Below are 17,251 nucleotides of genomic sequence, written 5' to 3'. Positions count from 1 at the left end.
TTGTAAAAATCCTCTAGTTAGAAGGGAGTTTTTTTCTTGTGATTAATAAATTACTAAGAATATCTACACAATTAACCTTGCTTGCAATCGTTATCGTAGTACTAATGCAGATAATTTTCCGGTACGCTTTGAATCAACCACTTGTATGGAGTGAGGAAGTAGCAAGGTTGCTATTTATTTGGTTGGTATTTCTTGGTTCTGCACTGGCGTTACAAGAACAGAAACATTTAACAGTTGAATACTTCTTCGATAAATTTTCTGAAAAATGGAAAAAGCACATTATCAAACTTCAACAAATTATAATTATTGTATTTCTTTTAGCCGTAATATATGGTGGCGTACTAATTGTTTCTTCGACAATAAGTATGATTTTACCCGGTTCACAAATTCCAATGTTTTTTTATCATATAGCGTTGCCAGTCGCAGGCACATTAATGATTTTTTTACTATTTACTAAACATGAAAAGAAAAGGGGGGGATAATTATGACGTTAATACTATTAATTCTCGGAGTAATGATATTACTAATCATAGGATTACCCGTTGCATTTTCACTAGGAATACCATCAATTATTTACTTTCTCCTAAATGATTTAGAGTGGGCTGTTGTTTCTCAAAGGATTACTAAAGGTACTGACTCATTTACTATGTTAGCTATTCCTCTTTTCATTTTGGCTGGAGCTATTATGAATAATTCAGGTGTAACTGATCGTTTATTTACATTTGCTAATTTATTAGTAGGGCATATTAAAGGAGGATTGGCACATGTAAATGTTGTAGCAAGTATGATTTTTGCCGGAATGTCTGGTTCAATTGTTGCCGATGTTGGTGGGTTAGGCCAGATTGAGATAAAAGCAATGAAAAACAGAGGATTTAGTGCACCATTTACAGCTGCTATTACAGCTGCTAGTTCGTTGATTGGTCCAATTATTCCGCCGAGTATATTATTTATCGTTTATGGTGGATTGACGGGAGCATCAATTGGCGCTCTTTTTATTGCAGGTGCATTACCAGGAATTATTATGGCACTCTTTTTAATGGTTACAATTTACCTTCTAGCTATAAAGTATAAATTTCCAGTTGAGCAAAGAAGTTCCTTCGTTAATTTGGTGAAGAGTTTTTTTTTAGCTCTACCTTCAATGCTAACTCCACTAATTATTGTTGGGGGTATTTTGCTGGGGATCGTAACCCCAACTGAGGCATCGGTAATTGCTTGTTTGTATGCATTACTGTTAGGTGTAGTATATCGTGAAATTTCACTGAATGATCTTCCAAAGATTGCTCATGAGGTTGTCATTACAACATCAATTGTAATGTTTATACTAGCAGTTTCTAATCTCTTTTCATGGATATTAATTAAGGAAAAAATTGGTCCAATAATGTTAGAATTCTTCACATCCTTTACGGATAGTTCATTAGTTATCTTTATCTTAATAATTATGATTGGTATTATACTTGGTCTATTCCTAGACGCAACGACCTCATTAATTATTATGATTCCAATTTTAATGCCTATTTTGCAATCTTATGATATTAACTTAATTCACTTTGGTATTGTATTTATTATTGCGCTAGGTTTTGGTAGTATTACGCCACCTGTTGGTCTGGCAATGTATATGTCTTCTAATTTAGCTAAAGTATCTATTGTAGAATTTGTAAGGGCATCCTTACCTTTTTTCGTTGCTTTGTTGCTGTGTATCGTACTTTTGATACTAATACCACAAATATCATTATGGCTTCCAAATTTATTTATTAATTAGCTAGTGTTAAAATTCTACGTTCAGACCAGGGCAAGAATTATCGAGAAGCGTATAGATGGTTCTTTTGTTTCCACTGCATTTACCTATAGTAACGTCAATTGAAGTGTTGATTTACAACGTTTAGTAGAATAATGGGCTAGTTTATCAGTGTTTACTGAGACGTTAGCCTTATTCTATTCTGCAATCTCCTAATACTTGAAGAATGAACTTGAAGTCTCTCCATAGTTGGGTGGGTGAATGGTATTGAACCGAACTTACCTGCTTGCTTCCCCCAGCTTTTCACCGCTTCTAAAGTTGGTATTTTCCTGAATGGCAATTTCTTCTCAGCTACTTCCTCTAATATTGATAAATGTTGCTTTCTGTATTTCCGTAATTGCTGACCAAAGCGCCTATTAAAGTTCGTCTCGTCCACTCCAATCCCTCTTTTCAAGAATATTATCCTTGTAAGAGAATTGATGGTACACGTCTTATGAGGTTATTGTGGTTAAAGGCAAGATTGTTGCGATTGTAGTTTATGCTGTGGGAATGGTTGTTGTTGATAAGAGAGGCCACCACTTTATAAATATTCAGCTGTCTTAAAAGGGAAAATTTCATTTAAGGTATATACTAATTTTATATCGAAGCATTATTTTAACTTTGTGACAAATAGATTAGACCTCTTTTTATATAATTAACAAATAAGAAATTTACAAGTGCATTCATACGCTAAACTAAATTTAACACTATCTCCTAATAGGAGGGATGTACATCAAATCAGCATTTTTTTAAATCCAAAGTAACATACATAGGGCAATAGAATTCGTTATATACTGTTGTATGTAATATATTAATGCTCCTTACTATCTAGACGTTATACTTTTTCTGAATTTTTAATAGAAACCTTTATATTGTTTGGAATTTATTGCTATACTTTGTTTATAGTGATACTAAGGAGAATTAAAATGGGAATATTTATGGGAAAAGAGCAGTTGTTAGACAGGAAGAGTAATTTACAGAGAATTTCGCGTAACGAGGCAAAAGGTTTAGAAGGTGAAATTAATGTAGGAGAACTACTTGCAGCACATTTACCATATGATACATATATTATTTCTCATCCCGCAAATTGGTAAATATGAGCCTGATTTCCTAGTTATTTCACCAAAGTATGGTTTTAGATTAATTGAAGTAAAAAATTGGTCACTTAATCCAATCAATACAGCGAAGACTAGCGGAGGATTGACTATTGGTAAAAAAGTACAAAATCCATTGTTTCAGGCAAGAAAGTTTGTAGATGATTTAAATGGCTATTTAACTTCTTATTACGAACAGCTTCCTAATTTATATAAATCTATAGCTGTGTAGTAATTCATTATAGTTTTACAAGTCAGCAATTTAAATCAAGATTTACAACCGAGCATTGGGAAAAAACTCAATTCAATACATACTTTAAGTTTCACCTATTTAAAGACCAATTGACCGATGGACTAGATGAACTATTAATGGCAGCAACAAAGTACCCTTATTTTTCTGTACGTAATATTCTAACCAAAGACATTATAAAAGAGGTTGTGCAAGATTTTAGAATTGCCGATAATAGCGTATCTGAAAGTGATATAGAGATGTATCAAACAACTCACGCTTTAGACCTAAGAACAAAAGAATTAGAGAAGAAAACTAATGAGCTACTTAAGGTAAATGAGAGTGTAGATTCCTACCATGCCAAACCACCAATAATTACGAGTAACCAGAATTCGAAAAAATTCAAAAAAGGCATTTTTATTCCTATTTTTGCTATTCTATTGATAGGTACCCTTTTTTCTTACAATCACTTTATTTCTAATAAAGTAGATCTAAGTAAAACAGTTGCGGTTAGCCATCCAGGTGATAATGTTGAATTTGAGGCTAAGGTTTCCAAGTTTTATTACGATGAAGAGAGCGGAACAAAATTCCTAACATTAGCTGATAACAAAGAGAAGATTGAAGCAGTCATATTCCAAAATACTAATGTTTCGTATATTAGTGAGGGCGACTCTTACATATTTAGAGGTACACTACAAGAATATGAAGGCAGCATTCAGTTAAGGGTTCGTACTGTAATCGACTGATTGGAAAAAAACGGAATATAACGTCAGAACTCATAAATGGCTAAAGACTTAGATCCCCACCGCGTATTAGAGCGATAAATCGTGAGCCACTACCTAAATATTAGTGGCTTATTTTCCCTTTACCATTCCTGTCATTCTCTCATAGAGGTTTTTCCATTAGTGAGAATCACCTACAATGTATTCCAATGAACCTTACGTTCATTGGAGTCTAGACACTTCTGTTATTGTTGGGGCTCCTTATTACTAACTTCACATAGGTATGCAAGTATATTTTTAGGTAATTGGACCACTATTGCCATTCTTCATTTGCATGTCACTAATAGCCATTCTTATTTCATCTAGAAAATCTCTTTTAAGATGTATTGCTTTATCAATCAGTTGATGCTCTTGCTCAAGGGTAAGGTTACATTCCTCAAATTTTATACCATTTCCTCTTAACCATGAAATATATTTTAGATGTTCATAGGTTATAGTTAATCCTTGATATAGGATGAGAATATAAAGGTAGTCTTTGTTATGATTATTCTTGAAAGCTTGAAGGGAGATTTTGTTTATAATTTTTTCTTCACTTTGACGGACGGTTTCATTCCTCACATTTGGAGGCGGATCTAAGTAGAACTGGATATCACTTTTTTCCTTATTAAGAAAAGTTGCTAAGTCTGACCTCGAGTATTCAAAATCTGTAATTAGTTTAGTAAAGATTCTATGTCGGTCATACCAATTGTTCACATTATTTTTCATCATCCAATCAATAGTTAGTAAGTAACGTTCATCTTCCTCTAGTTTATAAAAAGCTTTGCAAGGAATAAGTAAATTGGGCTTATAAAGGAATCTATATGCATTAAATGTTATATAATTCCCGACAACAAGATACTTACCGGTATCTCGATTAAATACTACCTCAGGAAAATATGATGAATAGTTTTCAACTGAAATCTTTTTAATTTCACGCTCCAACTGTCTTTTAGGGATATCCAACGACTTGACAAAAGGTTCTAAGCTACCTAGATTTACATATAAAATTACATTAGGAGGCATATTAGGGTTGGTAATCACAGGCTGTCAGTCCTTTTTATATAACCTATGAAATATGAGGTATGTCCTATTCCCTTTAAAGTACCACTTTCCGGTTCCTATCAGAGCCAGCGGGATTTCTAAAAGCATGGGGACGGTTCGTGTGCTTCAAGAAGGTAGCCGTAGTTGCAACCCCCGGTAAATAATAGGGAGAAACTTCACATGCCATTATTGTACTAAGAGAAGGTTGTATCCTAACAGAAAGGAGCTAATCCATTATTCCAGGAAGCATCTTGCTCATTTTAAATGTCCAAACAAGATTACTTTTATGAATGAATTACAGAAAACTGCAAGCGGTATAATACAGAAATTACATCTGCGGGAGACCATCTGAAAGTAACATTATCAAAGTTCAATTCGTATTAGAGGAGTTGAACTTTTATGTGTTAATAATATAGTGTTTAATTAATAAAACATGGACTGTTTAGTATTGACTACGATTGAGATAATTAAGCTTTTAAAAAAAAATAATATTTTTCAGCCACCTTTCCCTGTATTCTTTATTTCTACAAAATGGAAGTCATGTCATACATATATATTCAAAAAGAAGTCGAATATTGCAAAATTCTGTTTGACTGTAAGTGAAAAGTGAATTATAATATCATGAAGTATTCAGATTATTATTAATTGCCTTCTATATTAGAAAGTAAGTAATAAATCATCTGGATTAATTTTAAACCATATATAAATGGTGGAATGTAAATAGGGGGAGTTGGAATTATGGGAAAAAAGAGAATGCGTTTAGTCATTACATTTCTTTTATTTACTTCTGTCGTAATGATACTGGCGGCATGTGGGAATGAAGAAGAATCTGCTGAAAATTATCCTAATCGTGAGGTAGAGATGGTAATTCCTTGGGATCCAGGTGGCGGCAGTGATATCGAAGGGCGTGTAGTCGTCGATCATGTGGAAGAAGTTTTAGGTGAATCGATGGTTGTTGTGAACATACCAGGTGTGGGCGGTACAATTGGAGCAGAAGAATTATTACAAAAAGAAGCGAATGGATATCATTTGGGACAAATCCATGAAGGTCATCTTGTAGCTCACCACACAGACGTTACAGATGTTAATTATGATGATTTTGAGCCGATTGCATCTATGTCATCCTCTGATCAAATTCTTACAGTATCAAGTGAATTGGGTATTGACTCATTAGAAGAATTTGTTGAATACGGGAAAGAGAATCAAATTAATTTTGGAGGAACAGTTAGTGGTATACCACGTGTTTGGGTGGAACAGATTGGTAGGACATTGGATATCAACTATAACCTCGTTAGTTACGAGGGCCTGGGTGAAGCAATTCAAGCACTGGCCGGAGGTCATGTTGATGCTGTAATTGCCGATTATCCATCAGCCGCTGAGTTCGTCGAGGCGGGTCACATGACATTCCTGGCTATTGGGACAGAGGAACGATCAGATGCATTACCAGACATACCGACGTTTGCGGAAGCAGGCTTTGACATAACGATGGGAATAAATCGTGGATACGTGGCTCCAGGTGGCACCGACAAACAAATCATTGAACTTCTAAGTGGAAAATTCGAAGAGGTTGCAACTAGTGATGCATTTATTGAAGAAATTACAGCACTTGGCGCAAGTGTAAACTTTATGGATCACGAAGAATACGCAACGTATCTAGAGGAGCAGAATGCAATAATAGAAGAAACCATTTCCGAAATTAATGCAGAAGAGTAACTATAATATAGCTATAAGATGGAGGGCGAAATGAAGAATCGTCCTCTACTTTATTCTAAAATAAAAGAATCTAGGAGGTTATCATGGGTGAAATTTTGATTGGAATTCTATTAATCATTTTCAGTGCGTTAATATATTTTAATTCGGGAGACTTCCCGCAGCTTAATGAAACCCATTTGGATCCTGGGTCCTACCCGAAACTGATTGCCCTACTATTAATCTTGTTATCGCTGATCCTGATAATAAAGAAGACAGTACGTTTACTGAAGTCGAATACAATCAGCTTCGATTCAGGTTTTAAGGACTTTATGAAAAAACAATGGAAAGAATACCACTTGGTTGTTTATACGTTAGTGATTTTGGCATTATATATCTTATTAATGAATGTACTTGGATTCATCATTTCCAGTATCGCTTTCATCATAGCAGCTGGTTTATTGATTGGTCCACGAAAGAAAAAAGATGTAATGGTCATCAGTCTTATCTCTTTCGTAATCACCTTTGGGGTTTATTTATTTTTTGAAAATGTGTTGTACGTCAGATTTCCAAATGGGATACTCTTTTAGTTACAAGTAAGGGGATGATGCAAAATGCTTGATTTATTATTGCTCGGAATAAGTGAAATTTTTCAATTACACATCTTAGTAGTCATCTTGTTAGGGGTTATCGCAGGTATTTTAGCTGGATTAATTCCCGGGTTTACTGTGACGATGGCAATCGTACTAACCCTGCCATTAACGTTTGGAATGGAGCCGATTACTGGTGTGGCAGCAATGATTGGTGTTCTTGTTGGTGGTATGTCTGGTGGGCTTATTACAGCAGCTTTGCTTGGAATTCCTGGAACACCTTCTTCCGTAGCAACTACTTTTGATGCCTATCCAATGTCTCGGAAAGGACAGCCGGGGAAAGCCTTATCTCTTGGTATTTGGGCATCCTTTCTAAGTTCGATTATCAGTCTTTTTCTACTCGTATCCATTGCACCCCAAATTGCCAATCTGGCACTTAAGTTTGGTCCATGGGAGATGTTTTCCTTAATTGTTGCGGCCTTGACTATCATAGCAAGTGTGACAGGGGATTCGATTCTAAAAGGCCTGATAGCTGGTTTATTTGGCTTGTTAATTGCGACAGTTGGTGCAGATCCAATTGCTGGTATTACCCGTTTTTCTTTTGACATGCAAGTGCTACGTGCTGGTATACCTTTCCTAGTAGTATTGATTGGTATGTTTGCTATTTCAAGATTGCTTAATTCGGTGGAACGGTCTGAACTGGATAGGGATATTCAACAAAAACAGGAAGATAAAGTAAAAGGTATTCAGTTTGTGTTGAAACCGAAAGAAACATTCATTTCTATAATAAGGAAACCAGTCAATCTCATTCGCTCTTCCGCTATCGGCTCCATTATTGGTGCTATTCCAGGTGCTGGAGGAAGTATTGCTAATATAATTGCATACGATCAAGCAAAAAAGTGGTCGAAAGAGTCGGAGAAGTTTGGTACTGGTCATGAAGAAGGAGTAGTTGCTTCCGAAGCGGGTAACAACTCTACTGTTGGCGGGGATTTAATCCCTACTATTGCTTTAGGTATACCAGGTTCAGCGGTGACAGCAGTATTATTATCGGCCTTGATGGTTCATGGAGTAAATCCAGGACCATTGCTTATTACAAATGAGCCAAATATTGTTGGGGGTATCTTCTTAGCTTTTTTAGTGGCATCCTTTTTCATGCTAATTACACAGTTCCTGGGTATTCGGTACTTTATTCGAGTCACGGAGATACCGGCACAAATACTAGTTCCGTTGATTATGGTGTTATGTGTAACAGGTACGTTTGTATTAAATAATCGCATAACAGATATATATTTGCTGTTTATAATTGGAATTGTCGGCTACTTTTTCACGAAATATAAATTCGCACTGGCTCCTATCATTATTGGAGTTATCCTTGGACCAATTGCTGAAGTGAACTTGCGCCGGGCATTTATGTCAGATCCCAATTGGACGCTATTCCTGACACGTCCAATTTCATTGACTTTCCTAATACTCGGTGTCTTATCCATTGCGTTCACCATATGGCAAAGCAGAAAAGCTGGTGCGAGGTAAACGTTGGAATGCCAGAGGAAGAGAAAATACATGTTGTCAATAGTTTCCTTAATAGTGAAGATATAGTCATTCTCAAGGATAACTACGTTGTAGCAACATACTTATTATGCTATCTTATAGGAAAGAATTTAGTTGCCACTATCCATTTGAGTGGTTCAAGAAAGTTAAGTGAAGACGAAATAGATATCTTATTCATCAACAACCATGAACTACTAAGGGTAGCTAATCATATCTTTGGAGGTGATGCTTAATGAAGAAAAACCCACCGCATTTAACAAAAGAGCGGGTAGATAAAAGCTCACACAAAGTCGGTAAAGCAGTAAGACCAGCTCGAGGAGCTGTACGACGAAGCGATACAGAAGTTGTTTATAAAAGAAAAGCAAATTACACTGAACCTGACTACGTTCGTTCCGAATGAAAGAGAGGGAACTACTTCGTCGAGTCCCAGTGTCAAGTCCCCACCGCTTTAAAGCTTTATAGTGCAGACGTGAGTAAGGCAAAGTTTTTAGTTTAATAGACTTATAGTAACTACTGGATAATTTGCGTTTATTTGCATTAGATCTAACAGCTTTTTGTTTGAATTACGGACTATGCTTGTCAAGTGGCTCGAATAGAGTGTTGAGGAGCAAGAGAGGTTTATTGGGTTGATTAGGGAGCTTCTGTAGAAGTAGTGAAATACAAAATCAAATTAGGAATAAGGAGAATGTAAGAGTCCTTATTCTTTTTTTGCTTGGTAAATGGACAATCAAAAAACTCGGAGTGCCACTCACTTATCGTAACTAAACGAATGCAATGGTGTCAGTGCTCATTGCTCCCAACAATATATAATATCAAGCTCTGATGACAGGCTTTTATTTAAAGGTAATCCTCTACCATTTCTTCATTATTTTTAATCATATGTTCAACCACAGTGCTGGAGTTGAAATCAGCATTGCCACGCAATAATTCCAGATAGAATTTATGGGTACTTAATGTACGTTCGATGTTACTTGCGCGTTTAAAATGAATCATATTCGGCTTGATAATTTCATAAATTGTTTTTCCGATTTCGACTACAAATGGATTATTAGTTGCTTCCAGAACAGCATAATGGAATTCAAGGTCTATATCAGCTAATTCCTCGGGACTTAGGGCAGGCTTCATTCTTTCTAGTTGAGATTGATAGACTTCTTCAATCCCACTTAAATTCTTCTGCTTACCTGTAATGATCATGTTCATTAATAGAACCTCAAAATGCTGGCGGAATTCGATGAGCTGCTCCATATTATTACTGTGCATAATCAAACTGAATATTAACGGGTTTAATGTAAAATGGGAAAGATTATTTGTAATATACATACCCTCTCCACGTTTGATCTGTATTACACCAATAGCTTCTAAAATCTTTATTGCTTCCCTAACGGGTGTCCTGCTTACACCTAATTGATCCATCAACTCTTTTTCTGTAGGTAATTTATCACCAGGCTTTAGGGATCCGTTGAGAAGATTATCTTTAATAATGGATACAATTTGAGAGGAAATAGTACGGTTTACATTCATTTTTTCAATTGAAAATACCACTGATATCATCTCCCTTATCATAAATCTTAAATGAGTATGCTACAAATAGTCAAAAAATAATGTGAATTAAGTTTACAAACAACTTTTAATTTGTTAGCATAAGTAAAACATACTACATCGTACGTAGTATGTAAACCTTTTATAGACATTTATTTCCATATAAGAGGCTAATAGACTTTGAAATCACAAATCGTTTTGGAGTTGGGATTTTTATGAGAAACCGTGAATGGGGAGGCTACATAGTTAATTTTTATAACTTAAGTTGAAAGTGTTTTATTTTTATTGAGGTATTCAAGCTTTACGGGACTATTTTTAACGATACGAGAGGGGAATTATAAATGAAAAAAATAATAAGTCTATTGTTTGTTCTAGTAGTAATAGCTGTACTTGGAGCTTGCGGGAGTGAAGATTCAACTAGTGGGTCGGAAGATGGAATACAAGAGCACTCGATCATTCTAACTCATGATGTTCCAGATACACATATTAAACACCAAGCTTCGGAAAAGTTTAAAGAGTATATTGAAAGTGAATCAGATGGCAAAATTACCGTTGAAATTTACGGGAATAATACATTGTTTGATACTGCAAATCAATATCAGAATGTTGCTTCTAATAACACTCAATTTATCATTTCCGATATGAGTAGAATGGTTGATGTTCATCCTGCTTTTAATATTCCATCATTGCCTTTCTTATTTGATAGTAATGAAGCTTCTATGGAATTTTGGCAAGGCGAATCTGGCCAGGAAATCCTGGAGAGTTTTGAAAAGGATGGCGTAAAAGGGTTGGCTGTTTGGCCAAATGGAACAAAACATATAATGAATAATGGTACAGCTATTACTTCTCCAGAAGATGTTAACGGATTAAAACTACGTGTTCAAGGTGGCCAGCTGTTGAATGAAACATATGCTGCATTAAATGCAAACTCTCAGAGCATGGGTATTGATGAATTATACACATCGATTGAAACGGGTGTTGTAGATGGACTGGAGAATACGTTTGGAGCTTTAGAATCATTTAATTTTGATGAAGTAACAGATTATTTAACGGTTACTGGTCATAACAGAATTGATTATGTGCTTCAGACAAACACTGAGTTTTGGGATTCGTTAAACGAACCCACCAAGGAATTAATTGAAAATGGAATAAAAGAAGCGACGGAGTATGCTGTTCAAACGTCAGATCGATTAAACGAAGAATCATTTGAAAGATTAGTAGAAAGAGAAAACGTAGAGATAATTGAATTAACAGAGGATCAGATTGAAGTATTTAGACAGACGTTCGAACCTTTATATGATAAGTGGGCACCTGAAATTGGAGAAAAGCACCTTGAAGAAATCTATAATAATAGAAATTAGCACACGCCCATTATCCTAGATCAAGTGTGCAATTTTAACACGAAGTATATAACTAAACTCCTAACCATTCATAAAAGGAGGTTTCAAGGTGGGCATAATTAGAAAAGTCGAAAATTTTGCAATGATAATTCTCTTTCTCTTAGGTGTTCTCGTAAACTTGATAGGCGTGTTCTTTAGATATTTTACGAACACGTCTCAATTTTGGACGACCGAAGCGTATACACTCCTTTTGTTAACTGCTGTTTTCATCGGCTTTGGAACAGCTTTGAGAGATAATGTCCATATTAGTATAGACATTTTGTATGATAAGTTTAATGAAAAATGGAAAATAATCATAGATTTTTTCACCATCTTTATTGGTACAATCTTTAGTCTGTTTTTTATCGTGAAAGGGTTACAGCTTACAATAACGGCATTTAATCAAGGAATTACTACTCCCGATATAGGTATCGATGTATGGATTACCTATTTGATTTTGCCTATTGCAGGTGGTTTACTACTCATTCATTTTATAGAAAAGGGATATGGTTTAATCTCAAAATTAAAAAGCAAGGGGGATGAAGAATAAAAGTGCTTACAATACTATTACTTCTCTTGCTTTTTTCCTTAGCCTTTTTGAGAGTACCAATAGCAATTAGTATTGGTTTTTCAAGTATCTTTGTATTATGGCTAACTGGGTTTTCGATGGAAACGGTCATACTTAGAATGTATACAGCTACAAGTAAGCCCTTGCTAATGGCAGTTCCTGGTTTCGTCTTTGCAGGAATTCTGATGGCTCGTGGTGGAATTGCAAAATATTTAGTAGAAGCAATGACCGCCTGGATTGGTCATACAAGAGGCGGGCTGTCCGTCATAGCTGTATTAACATGTTTGCTTTTTGCTGCAATATCCGGGTCAAGTGCAGCTACTGCTGTTGCAGTTGGAAGCATAATGATCCCTGCCATGATAAGTGCAGGTTATGACAAAAAATATACGATGGGATTAATTTCTGTAGCAGGAACATTAGGTATTTTAATGCCTCCATCTATTCCATTGATTATATTTGGTTCAATTGCCGAAATTTCTGTAAGAGATCTTTTTACAGCAGCAATTATACCAGCTTTATTATTAAGTTCTATGCTAATAGCATTTGCTATTATCGTTGCCAGGAAAAAAGGCTATGGTGGGCTGGAAAAAGTACCTCTGTCCAAAAGGTGGAAACCTACAGGAAAGGCAATCTGGGGATTTATATTTCCAATTCTAATTCTTGGTAGTATTTATGGCGGGTTTGTTACCCCAACAGAGGCTTCATTTTTATCCGTACTGTACGCATTACTAATATCGTTTATTGTCTATAGAGAAATGGATTGGAAAACATTTAAACAAGCTGTGATAGATTCGGTGAATACAACAGCCATGATATTTTTAATTATAGCCTCAGCTTCCGTTTTTGGAATGTATTTAAGTTTAGAACAAGTACCACAAACTTTTGCAAGATGGATCGTAGAAAATGATTTTAATGCGCTGACATTTTTATTAATCGTTTGTTTACTTCTTTTTGTTCTAGGAATGTTCTTAGATGCTACAGCTATGCTTTTAATAACATTACCTATATTCTTACCAATTCTTTTATTATTGGATATTAACTTATTCTATTTTGCAATAATTATGGTAGTAACCATGGAAATTGGATTAATAACACCGCCTTTAGGGATGAATTTATTTGTTGTTAGTGGAATTACACGGGAAAAAATAGAATCTGTTATTCAGGGAGTTTTACCATTTTACTTTGTGTTTATTTTTGTATTACTACTAATCGTATTATTTCCGCAAATTTCCTTACTGCTTTTGTAGAATAAAAAGTCAACCATCAATAGAAATGAAATAGAGGTGTTTTGTTTGAAAACATATTCGGTAGCCGTTATTCCTGGGGATGGAATAGGGCCGGAAGTAGTTAATGAAAGTTTAAAAGTATTGAAAGCAATGGAAGATGTTCATGGAGGACTAAAGTTTGTAACTAAGGAATTTGACTGGAATTGCAGCTATTACTTGAAAAATGGAAGAATGATGCCAGAGAATGGCCTAGAACAATTAAGAGAACACGACGTTATCCTATTTGGTGCAGTTGGCGATCCAGCTGTTCCAGATCATGTTTCAGTATGGGAGCTGATCCTGCCAATCCGTAAGCAGTTCGAACAATATGTTAATTTACGACCTGTAAAACTCCTGCGTGGTTTAGAAAGCCCGTTAAGGTATAAATCTCATCAAGATTTAGATTTTGTTGTTGTAAGGGAGAATACGGAAGGGGAGTATTCAAATAGTGGCGGCTTAACGCATGAAGGGACTCCTTATGAATTAGCGGTTCAAAACAATATATTTACGCGCTATGGCTCAGAAAGAATTATTAAATATGCTTACAATCTAGCTGCAAAGCGTTCAAAAAAGAGATTAACAGTTGCCACGAAGTCCAATGCAATCAATTATGCAATGCCTTTTTGGGATGAAATTGTTAAGGAAGTTGGAACAAATTATAATGTGGAAACACAGCTTTACCATATTGATGCTTTAGCAGCATACTTTATAAGTAGGCCTGAAGAGTTTGATGTAATTGTAGCTAGCAATTTATTTGGTGACATATTAAGCGACTTAGGAGCCGCAACTGTAGGTGGTCTAGGCTTAACCCCATCAGGGAATATAAATCCAGAAAAAAAATATCCCTCCATGTTTGAACCTATTCATGGCTCAGCCCCAGACATAGCTGGTAAGGGAATTGCAAATCCAATTGCACAGATATGGAGTATCAGTTTAATGATGGATCATTTACAAATGCCTGAATTAGGTGAACTAATAGTAAATGCCATTGAGGAAGTGTTGGAAAATACAGCTATAAAAACACCTGATCTTGGAGGAAAGAATAGTACAGAGGACATGGGAAATGCCATTGTGTCGCAGATATATAAGCTTGGATTATAAGAGATGGGTTTAGACCTAATTGTCTTGTACTCTTGGGAAGATACTTATCATGGATGGACCACAGGAACAGGTTCCTTGGTCCATTTTTATGATTGGGCCAGTGAACCTGTCCCTAAATGACTTATAAATTAATCAGGTATTTTCCCTAAAAATATGTAGAAATTTGTCTAACTATTTAATATAATGGAAATTAAAATTAAGAAACGGAGGAAGTAACGGATGCAATCATCTGCAGTCACTTCAGGTAAACTAAAAAGAGGTTTAGGTTTTGTAGATTTATGGAGCATTGGTGTAGGTGCGTTAATCGGTGGCGGTATTTTTACCGTTATAGGTCCTGCAGTCGCACAAGCTGGTCCAGCACTATTTATTGCGTTTGTTATTGCAGGTATCGTTGCTATTTTATCTTCACTGAGTTATGCGGAGTTAGCATCCATCTGGCCGTATCAAGGGGCATCCTATGCATATTCTAAATTCGCTTTTAGTACCATTTCACCGAACTTAGGAAAACTTGTTGCTTTATGGTGTGCTGGTTTATATTTTTTATCCTTTGCATTTGCAGCTGGTGCAGTAAATTTGGGGTTTGCAGGGTATTTTAATTTTATATTTCCTGGGCTCTCTCCAGTTATTGTTGCTCCTATTGTATCGGTTATTATTACTGGTTTATTATTAGTAGGAATTAAGGCTACTGGGAAGGTTAATACATTTTTTTCTATCATTCAAGTGGTTGCATTATTTGCTATAGCATTAATTGCGATATTTTCTAATCCTATGGGTCCGTTTGAGCATGCTGACTTCTTACCAAACGGTTGGACAGGTGTATTTGCTGCTACCGCATTAATAGCATTTGGACAAATGCAGGTCGAAGCAGTATTAACATTGGGAGAAGAAGCTAAAAACCCGAGAAGAAATTTACCTTTGGCTCAGGTATCAGCGCTGGTTACGGTAGTTATATTATATGTAATAACTGGATATGGGGTTGTTGCATCTTCCTCTCCTGTTGATCTATCTGAATCAAGTGCTCCATTATCCTTAGCAGTTGATAATGTATTACCAGGAATAGGTGCAATATTAATAGCAATTGCTGCTTTGACAGCAACTGGAACATCTACGATTGGGTGTTTATTGGGCTCATCAAGAATGCTTTACGCTGGAGCAAGAGAAAAGGCATTTCCAGAAATCTTTGCAAAGGTAGGTGCGAAGTCTGGTGTTCCAACAAATGCAATAATTTTTACTGGAATAATTGCATTGGCTACTACGCTAACCAGTATTATTGGTTATGCAACCGCTATTGGTTTGTTAGTAAGTGCGGCTGTGTTTGCTAATTGGTTAATGATGGCGATAATAAATATTGCATTGGTTGTTGTACGAGTGACCAGAAAAGACCTTAAGCCAACATTTCGATATCCCGTAAACATTAAAAATATACCTGTCCTCGCGGTTTTTGCAACATTTGCTTGTTTATGGATACTTACTTACATTGAGCCATTACCTTTACTCATAGGATTTTCCTGGATTGTAATCCTAACTATTTGGTATTTCGCATACGCAAAAAACAGATGGGAATTTCTTGATGAAAAAGAAATGGAAATCATAGCAAAATCTAATGAAGAATATTAATAACGGAGGGATCGTTTATGAAAAACGTATGGCTACAGGAAAACAAATGGGAAGATGTAGAAGATTATCTAAAAAAGAAAACAACGATTATTATACCTTTTGGAAGTGTCGAACAGCATGCGCAACATCTTCCTTTAGGTACAGATGCTTTCTTATCACAACAGATTGCTGTAGATGTAGCTAAAGAAACAAATACACTTATTGCCCCGCCAGTATGGGTAGGTTGGGCTCCGCACCATATGGCATATAAAGGGACAATCACACTAAAGCCAGAAACACTGACAAGTATAGTTCAAGATATGTGTGAAAGTCTCATATATCATGGGTTTGAAAAAATAATATTGATTAATGGGCACCGTGAAGCAAATCTTCCACCAATTAAAATCGGGATGACTAAAGTAAGAAACAAAACTGGCGCCTTTCTAGCAATTGCAGATCCCTTTTATATTAATGCTGAAAAAGGGAAGGAACTGAGTGAAGTGGAGGAAGGTGGAATCGGACATGCTGAAGAATTAGAAGCATCACAAATGTACCATCTGTTTCCCGACTTATGCGAACCGTCTAAATCCGCTAAAAATATACCAAAAAACAATCACCGCTTTATGCAACACGATCCTCATGTAATTGGGGATAAGATGATTACTGTAAGTGATGTAGCCACATATAAAGATGCAACTAAAGGTATCGGTATTATGGGAGATGCTACATTGGCAACAAAGGAAAAAGGAAAGAAATATCATGAAGCACTAATTGCTAATATCTCAGAGTTTATAAATTACTGTGAGGAGAATATTGAAGTAGAACTTCGAAATCAGGAAATACCAATTTAAAATGTTTTTTTTGTTTAAAAGCTGTTAGTTCTAGTGTGCATTTGCATCTAGGCTAACAGCTTTCTTTTGGAGGTGCGCTTCTCGGTTTTTGTCGAATTTCTCCTTTGTCATAAATTGCAGGGATTATGAAGTCCTATGCTGTATGCCATGCTGTATTAACTTCTCTTCATTATAGAGGGGTCTTGAATTTACGGCACAATTTCAATTTCCTACATGCTCATCACCA

Annotated in this window: 20 protein-coding genes; 17 read left to right on the top strand and 3 right to left on the bottom strand. The window is 35.7% G+C overall.

What is annotated here, in order from left to right; all coding sequences use genetic code 11:
• Window positions 1-38: 38 nt before the first annotated feature.
• Both QGM71_RS07725 and QGM71_RS07720 read left to right on the top strand, forming a co-directional pair.
• On the top strand, window positions 39-482 hold the full coding sequence (locus QGM71_RS07725) for a TRAP transporter small permease (protein ID WP_327606942.1): 444 nt from the start codon (window positions 39-41) through the stop codon (window positions 480-482).
• Window positions 483-484: 2 nt separating this feature from the next.
• Complete coding sequence (locus tag QGM71_RS07720) at window positions 485-1,759, top strand: TRAP transporter large permease (RefSeq protein ID WP_327606941.1); 1,275 nt, start codon at window positions 485-487, stop codon at window positions 1,757-1,759.
• Window positions 1,760-1,910: 151 nt separating this feature from the next.
• On the opposite strand, the gene QGM71_RS07715 is transcribed toward QGM71_RS07720, so the two are convergent.
• Window positions 1,911-2,171, bottom strand: coding sequence for a hypothetical protein (locus QGM71_RS07715; protein ID WP_327606940.1), 261 nt, complete (start codon window positions 2,169-2,171; stop codon window positions 1,911-1,913).
• 529 nt (window positions 2,172-2,700) lie between these two features.
• Between QGM71_RS07715 and QGM71_RS07710 the strand changes: the two genes are divergently transcribed.
• The 3 genes from QGM71_RS07710 to QGM71_RS07700 all read left to right on the top strand — a co-directional run bounded on the left by QGM71_RS07710 (window position 2,701) and on the right by QGM71_RS07700 (window position 3,843).
• The gene (locus QGM71_RS07710; protein WP_327606939.1) at window positions 2,701-2,868 is read left to right on the top strand and encodes a hypothetical protein; all 168 of its coding nucleotides are present in this window, start codon (window positions 2,701-2,703) and stop codon (window positions 2,866-2,868) included.
• Window positions 2,813-3,100, top strand: coding sequence for a nuclease-related domain-containing protein (locus QGM71_RS07705; RefSeq protein ID WP_327606938.1), 288 nt, complete (start codon window positions 2,813-2,815; stop codon window positions 3,098-3,100). The genes QGM71_RS07710 and QGM71_RS07705 overlap by 56 nt, the downstream gene beginning before the upstream one ends.
• A gap of 137 nt (window positions 3,101-3,237) precedes the next feature.
• Window positions 3,238-3,843, top strand: coding sequence for an exodeoxyribonuclease VII large subunit (locus tag QGM71_RS07700; protein WP_327606937.1), 606 nt, complete (start codon window positions 3,238-3,240; stop codon window positions 3,841-3,843).
• 273 nt (window positions 3,844-4,116) lie between these two features.
• Here QGM71_RS07700 and QGM71_RS07695 read toward each other — a convergent pair whose 3' ends face one another.
• Window positions 4,117-4,899 carry a hypothetical protein gene (locus QGM71_RS07695; protein ID WP_327606936.1) on the bottom strand — a complete coding sequence of 261 codons (783 nt, stop codon included), beginning with the start codon at window positions 4,897-4,899 and terminating at the stop codon, window positions 4,117-4,119.
• Window positions 4,900-5,104: 205 nt separating this feature from the next.
• On the opposite strand from QGM71_RS07695, the gene QGM71_RS21805 reads away from it, so the two are divergent.
• From QGM71_RS21805 to QGM71_RS07670, 6 genes are all read left to right on the top strand, one after another.
• Window positions 5,105-5,251, top strand: a complete 147-nt coding sequence (locus QGM71_RS21805; protein WP_407702998.1) for an AMP-binding enzyme — start codon at window positions 5,105-5,107, stop codon at window positions 5,249-5,251.
• 386 nt (window positions 5,252-5,637) lie between these two features.
• Window positions 5,638-6,612 (top strand): Bug family tripartite tricarboxylate transporter substrate binding protein, encoded by a 975-nt coding sequence (locus QGM71_RS07690; RefSeq protein WP_327606935.1) that lies wholly within the window; start codon window positions 5,638-5,640, stop codon window positions 6,610-6,612.
• An 83-nt stretch (window positions 6,613-6,695) separates the two neighbouring features.
• Window positions 6,696-7,178: a tripartite tricarboxylate transporter TctB family protein gene (locus tag QGM71_RS07685; protein WP_327606934.1), complete on the top strand. Its 483-nt coding sequence runs from the start codon at window positions 6,696-6,698 to the stop codon at window positions 7,176-7,178.
• 24 nt (window positions 7,179-7,202) lie between these two features.
• A complete protein-coding gene (locus tag QGM71_RS07680) occupies window positions 7,203-8,708 on the top strand; it encodes a tripartite tricarboxylate transporter permease (protein ID WP_327606933.1) in 1,506 nt (501 codons plus the stop codon).
• Complete coding sequence (locus QGM71_RS07675; RefSeq protein ID WP_327606932.1) at window positions 8,678-8,959, top strand: hypothetical protein; 282 nt, start codon at window positions 8,678-8,680, stop codon at window positions 8,957-8,959. Before QGM71_RS07680 ends, QGM71_RS07675 begins: the two co-directional genes overlap by 31 nt.
• On the top strand, window positions 8,959-9,126 hold the full coding sequence (locus tag QGM71_RS07670; protein WP_327606931.1) for a hypothetical protein: 168 nt from the start codon (window positions 8,959-8,961) through the stop codon (window positions 9,124-9,126). The genes QGM71_RS07675 and QGM71_RS07670 overlap by 1 nt, the downstream gene beginning before the upstream one ends.
• 437 nt (window positions 9,127-9,563) lie before the next feature.
• Here the strand turns inward: QGM71_RS07670 and QGM71_RS07665 are convergent, their stop codons facing one another.
• Window positions 9,564-10,268: a FadR/GntR family transcriptional regulator gene (locus QGM71_RS07665; RefSeq protein ID WP_327606930.1), complete on the bottom strand. Its 705-nt coding sequence runs from the start codon at window positions 10,266-10,268 to the stop codon at window positions 9,564-9,566.
• Between the two features lie 338 nt (window positions 10,269-10,606).
• Between QGM71_RS07665 and QGM71_RS07660 the strand changes: the two genes are divergently transcribed.
• The 6 genes from QGM71_RS07660 to QGM71_RS07635 all read left to right on the top strand — a co-directional run bounded on the left by QGM71_RS07660 (window position 10,607) and on the right by QGM71_RS07635 (window position 17,025).
• A complete protein-coding gene (locus QGM71_RS07660; protein WP_327606929.1) occupies window positions 10,607-11,626 on the top strand; it encodes a TRAP transporter substrate-binding protein in 1,020 nt (339 codons plus the stop codon).
• Window positions 11,627-11,714: 88 nt separating this feature from the next.
• On the top strand, window positions 11,715-12,194 hold the full coding sequence (locus QGM71_RS07655; RefSeq protein ID WP_327606928.1) for a TRAP transporter small permease: 480 nt from the start codon (window positions 11,715-11,717) through the stop codon (window positions 12,192-12,194).
• 2 nt (window positions 12,195-12,196) lie between these two features.
• On the top strand, window positions 12,197-13,459 hold the full coding sequence (locus QGM71_RS07650) for a TRAP transporter large permease (RefSeq protein WP_327606927.1): 1,263 nt from the start codon (window positions 12,197-12,199) through the stop codon (window positions 13,457-13,459).
• Between the two features lie 45 nt (window positions 13,460-13,504).
• Window positions 13,505-14,578 (top strand): tartrate dehydrogenase, encoded by a 1,074-nt coding sequence (locus tag QGM71_RS07645; RefSeq protein ID WP_327606926.1) that lies wholly within the window; start codon window positions 13,505-13,507, stop codon window positions 14,576-14,578.
• 219 nt (window positions 14,579-14,797) lie between these two features.
• Window positions 14,798-16,195 carry an APC family permease gene (locus tag QGM71_RS07640; protein WP_327606925.1) on the top strand — a complete coding sequence of 466 codons (1,398 nt, stop codon included), beginning with the start codon at window positions 14,798-14,800 and terminating at the stop codon, window positions 16,193-16,195.
• Window positions 16,196-16,212: 17 nt separating this feature from the next.
• Window positions 16,213-17,025, top strand: coding sequence for a creatininase family protein (locus QGM71_RS07635; protein ID WP_327606924.1), 813 nt, complete (start codon window positions 16,213-16,215; stop codon window positions 17,023-17,025).
• Window positions 17,026-17,251 lie beyond the last annotated feature (226 nt).

Source organism: Virgibacillus tibetensis (assembly GCF_036026595.1).
Taxonomy (GTDB): Bacteria; Bacillota; Bacilli; order Bacillales; family Amphibacillaceae; genus Virgibacillus_P; species Virgibacillus_P tibetensis.
The sequence above is the reverse complement of the archived record's forward strand: the minus strand, read 5'-3'. Positions and strand labels throughout refer to the sequence as shown.

What these genes read in the sequence shown, in the direction of transcription:
- QGM71_RS07720 (WP_327606941.1), top strand. Translation starts at nt 485, where the DNA reads ATGACGTTAATACTATTAATTCTCGGAGTAATGATATTACTAATCATA.
- QGM71_RS07710 (WP_327606939.1), top strand. Translation starts at nt 2,701, where the DNA reads ATGGGAATATTTATGGGAAAAGAGCAGTTGTTAGACAGGAAGAGTAAT.
- QGM71_RS07700 (WP_327606937.1), top strand. Translation starts at nt 3,238, where the DNA reads ATGGCAGCAACAAAGTACCCTTATTTTTCTGTACGTAATATTCTAACC.
- QGM71_RS07690 (WP_327606935.1), top strand. Translation starts at nt 5,638, where the DNA reads ATGGGAAAAAAGAGAATGCGTTTAGTCATTACATTTCTTTTATTTACT.
- QGM71_RS07685 (WP_327606934.1), top strand. Translation starts at nt 6,696, where the DNA reads ATGGGTGAAATTTTGATTGGAATTCTATTAATCATTTTCAGTGCGTTA.
- QGM71_RS07680 (WP_327606933.1), top strand. Translation starts at nt 7,203, where the DNA reads ATGCTTGATTTATTATTGCTCGGAATAAGTGAAATTTTTCAATTACAC.
- QGM71_RS07675 (WP_327606932.1), top strand. Translation starts at nt 8,678, where the DNA reads ATGGCAAAGCAGAAAAGCTGGTGCGAGGTAAACGTTGGAATGCCAGAG.
- QGM71_RS07670 (WP_327606931.1), top strand. Translation starts at nt 8,959, where the DNA reads ATGAAGAAAAACCCACCGCATTTAACAAAAGAGCGGGTAGATAAAAGC.
- QGM71_RS07660 (WP_327606929.1), top strand. Translation starts at nt 10,607, where the DNA reads ATGAAAAAAATAATAAGTCTATTGTTTGTTCTAGTAGTAATAGCTGTA.
- QGM71_RS07640 (WP_327606925.1), top strand. Translation starts at nt 14,798, where the DNA reads ATGCAATCATCTGCAGTCACTTCAGGTAAACTAAAAAGAGGTTTAGGT.
- QGM71_RS07635 (WP_327606924.1), top strand. Translation starts at nt 16,213, where the DNA reads ATGAAAAACGTATGGCTACAGGAAAACAAATGGGAAGATGTAGAAGAT.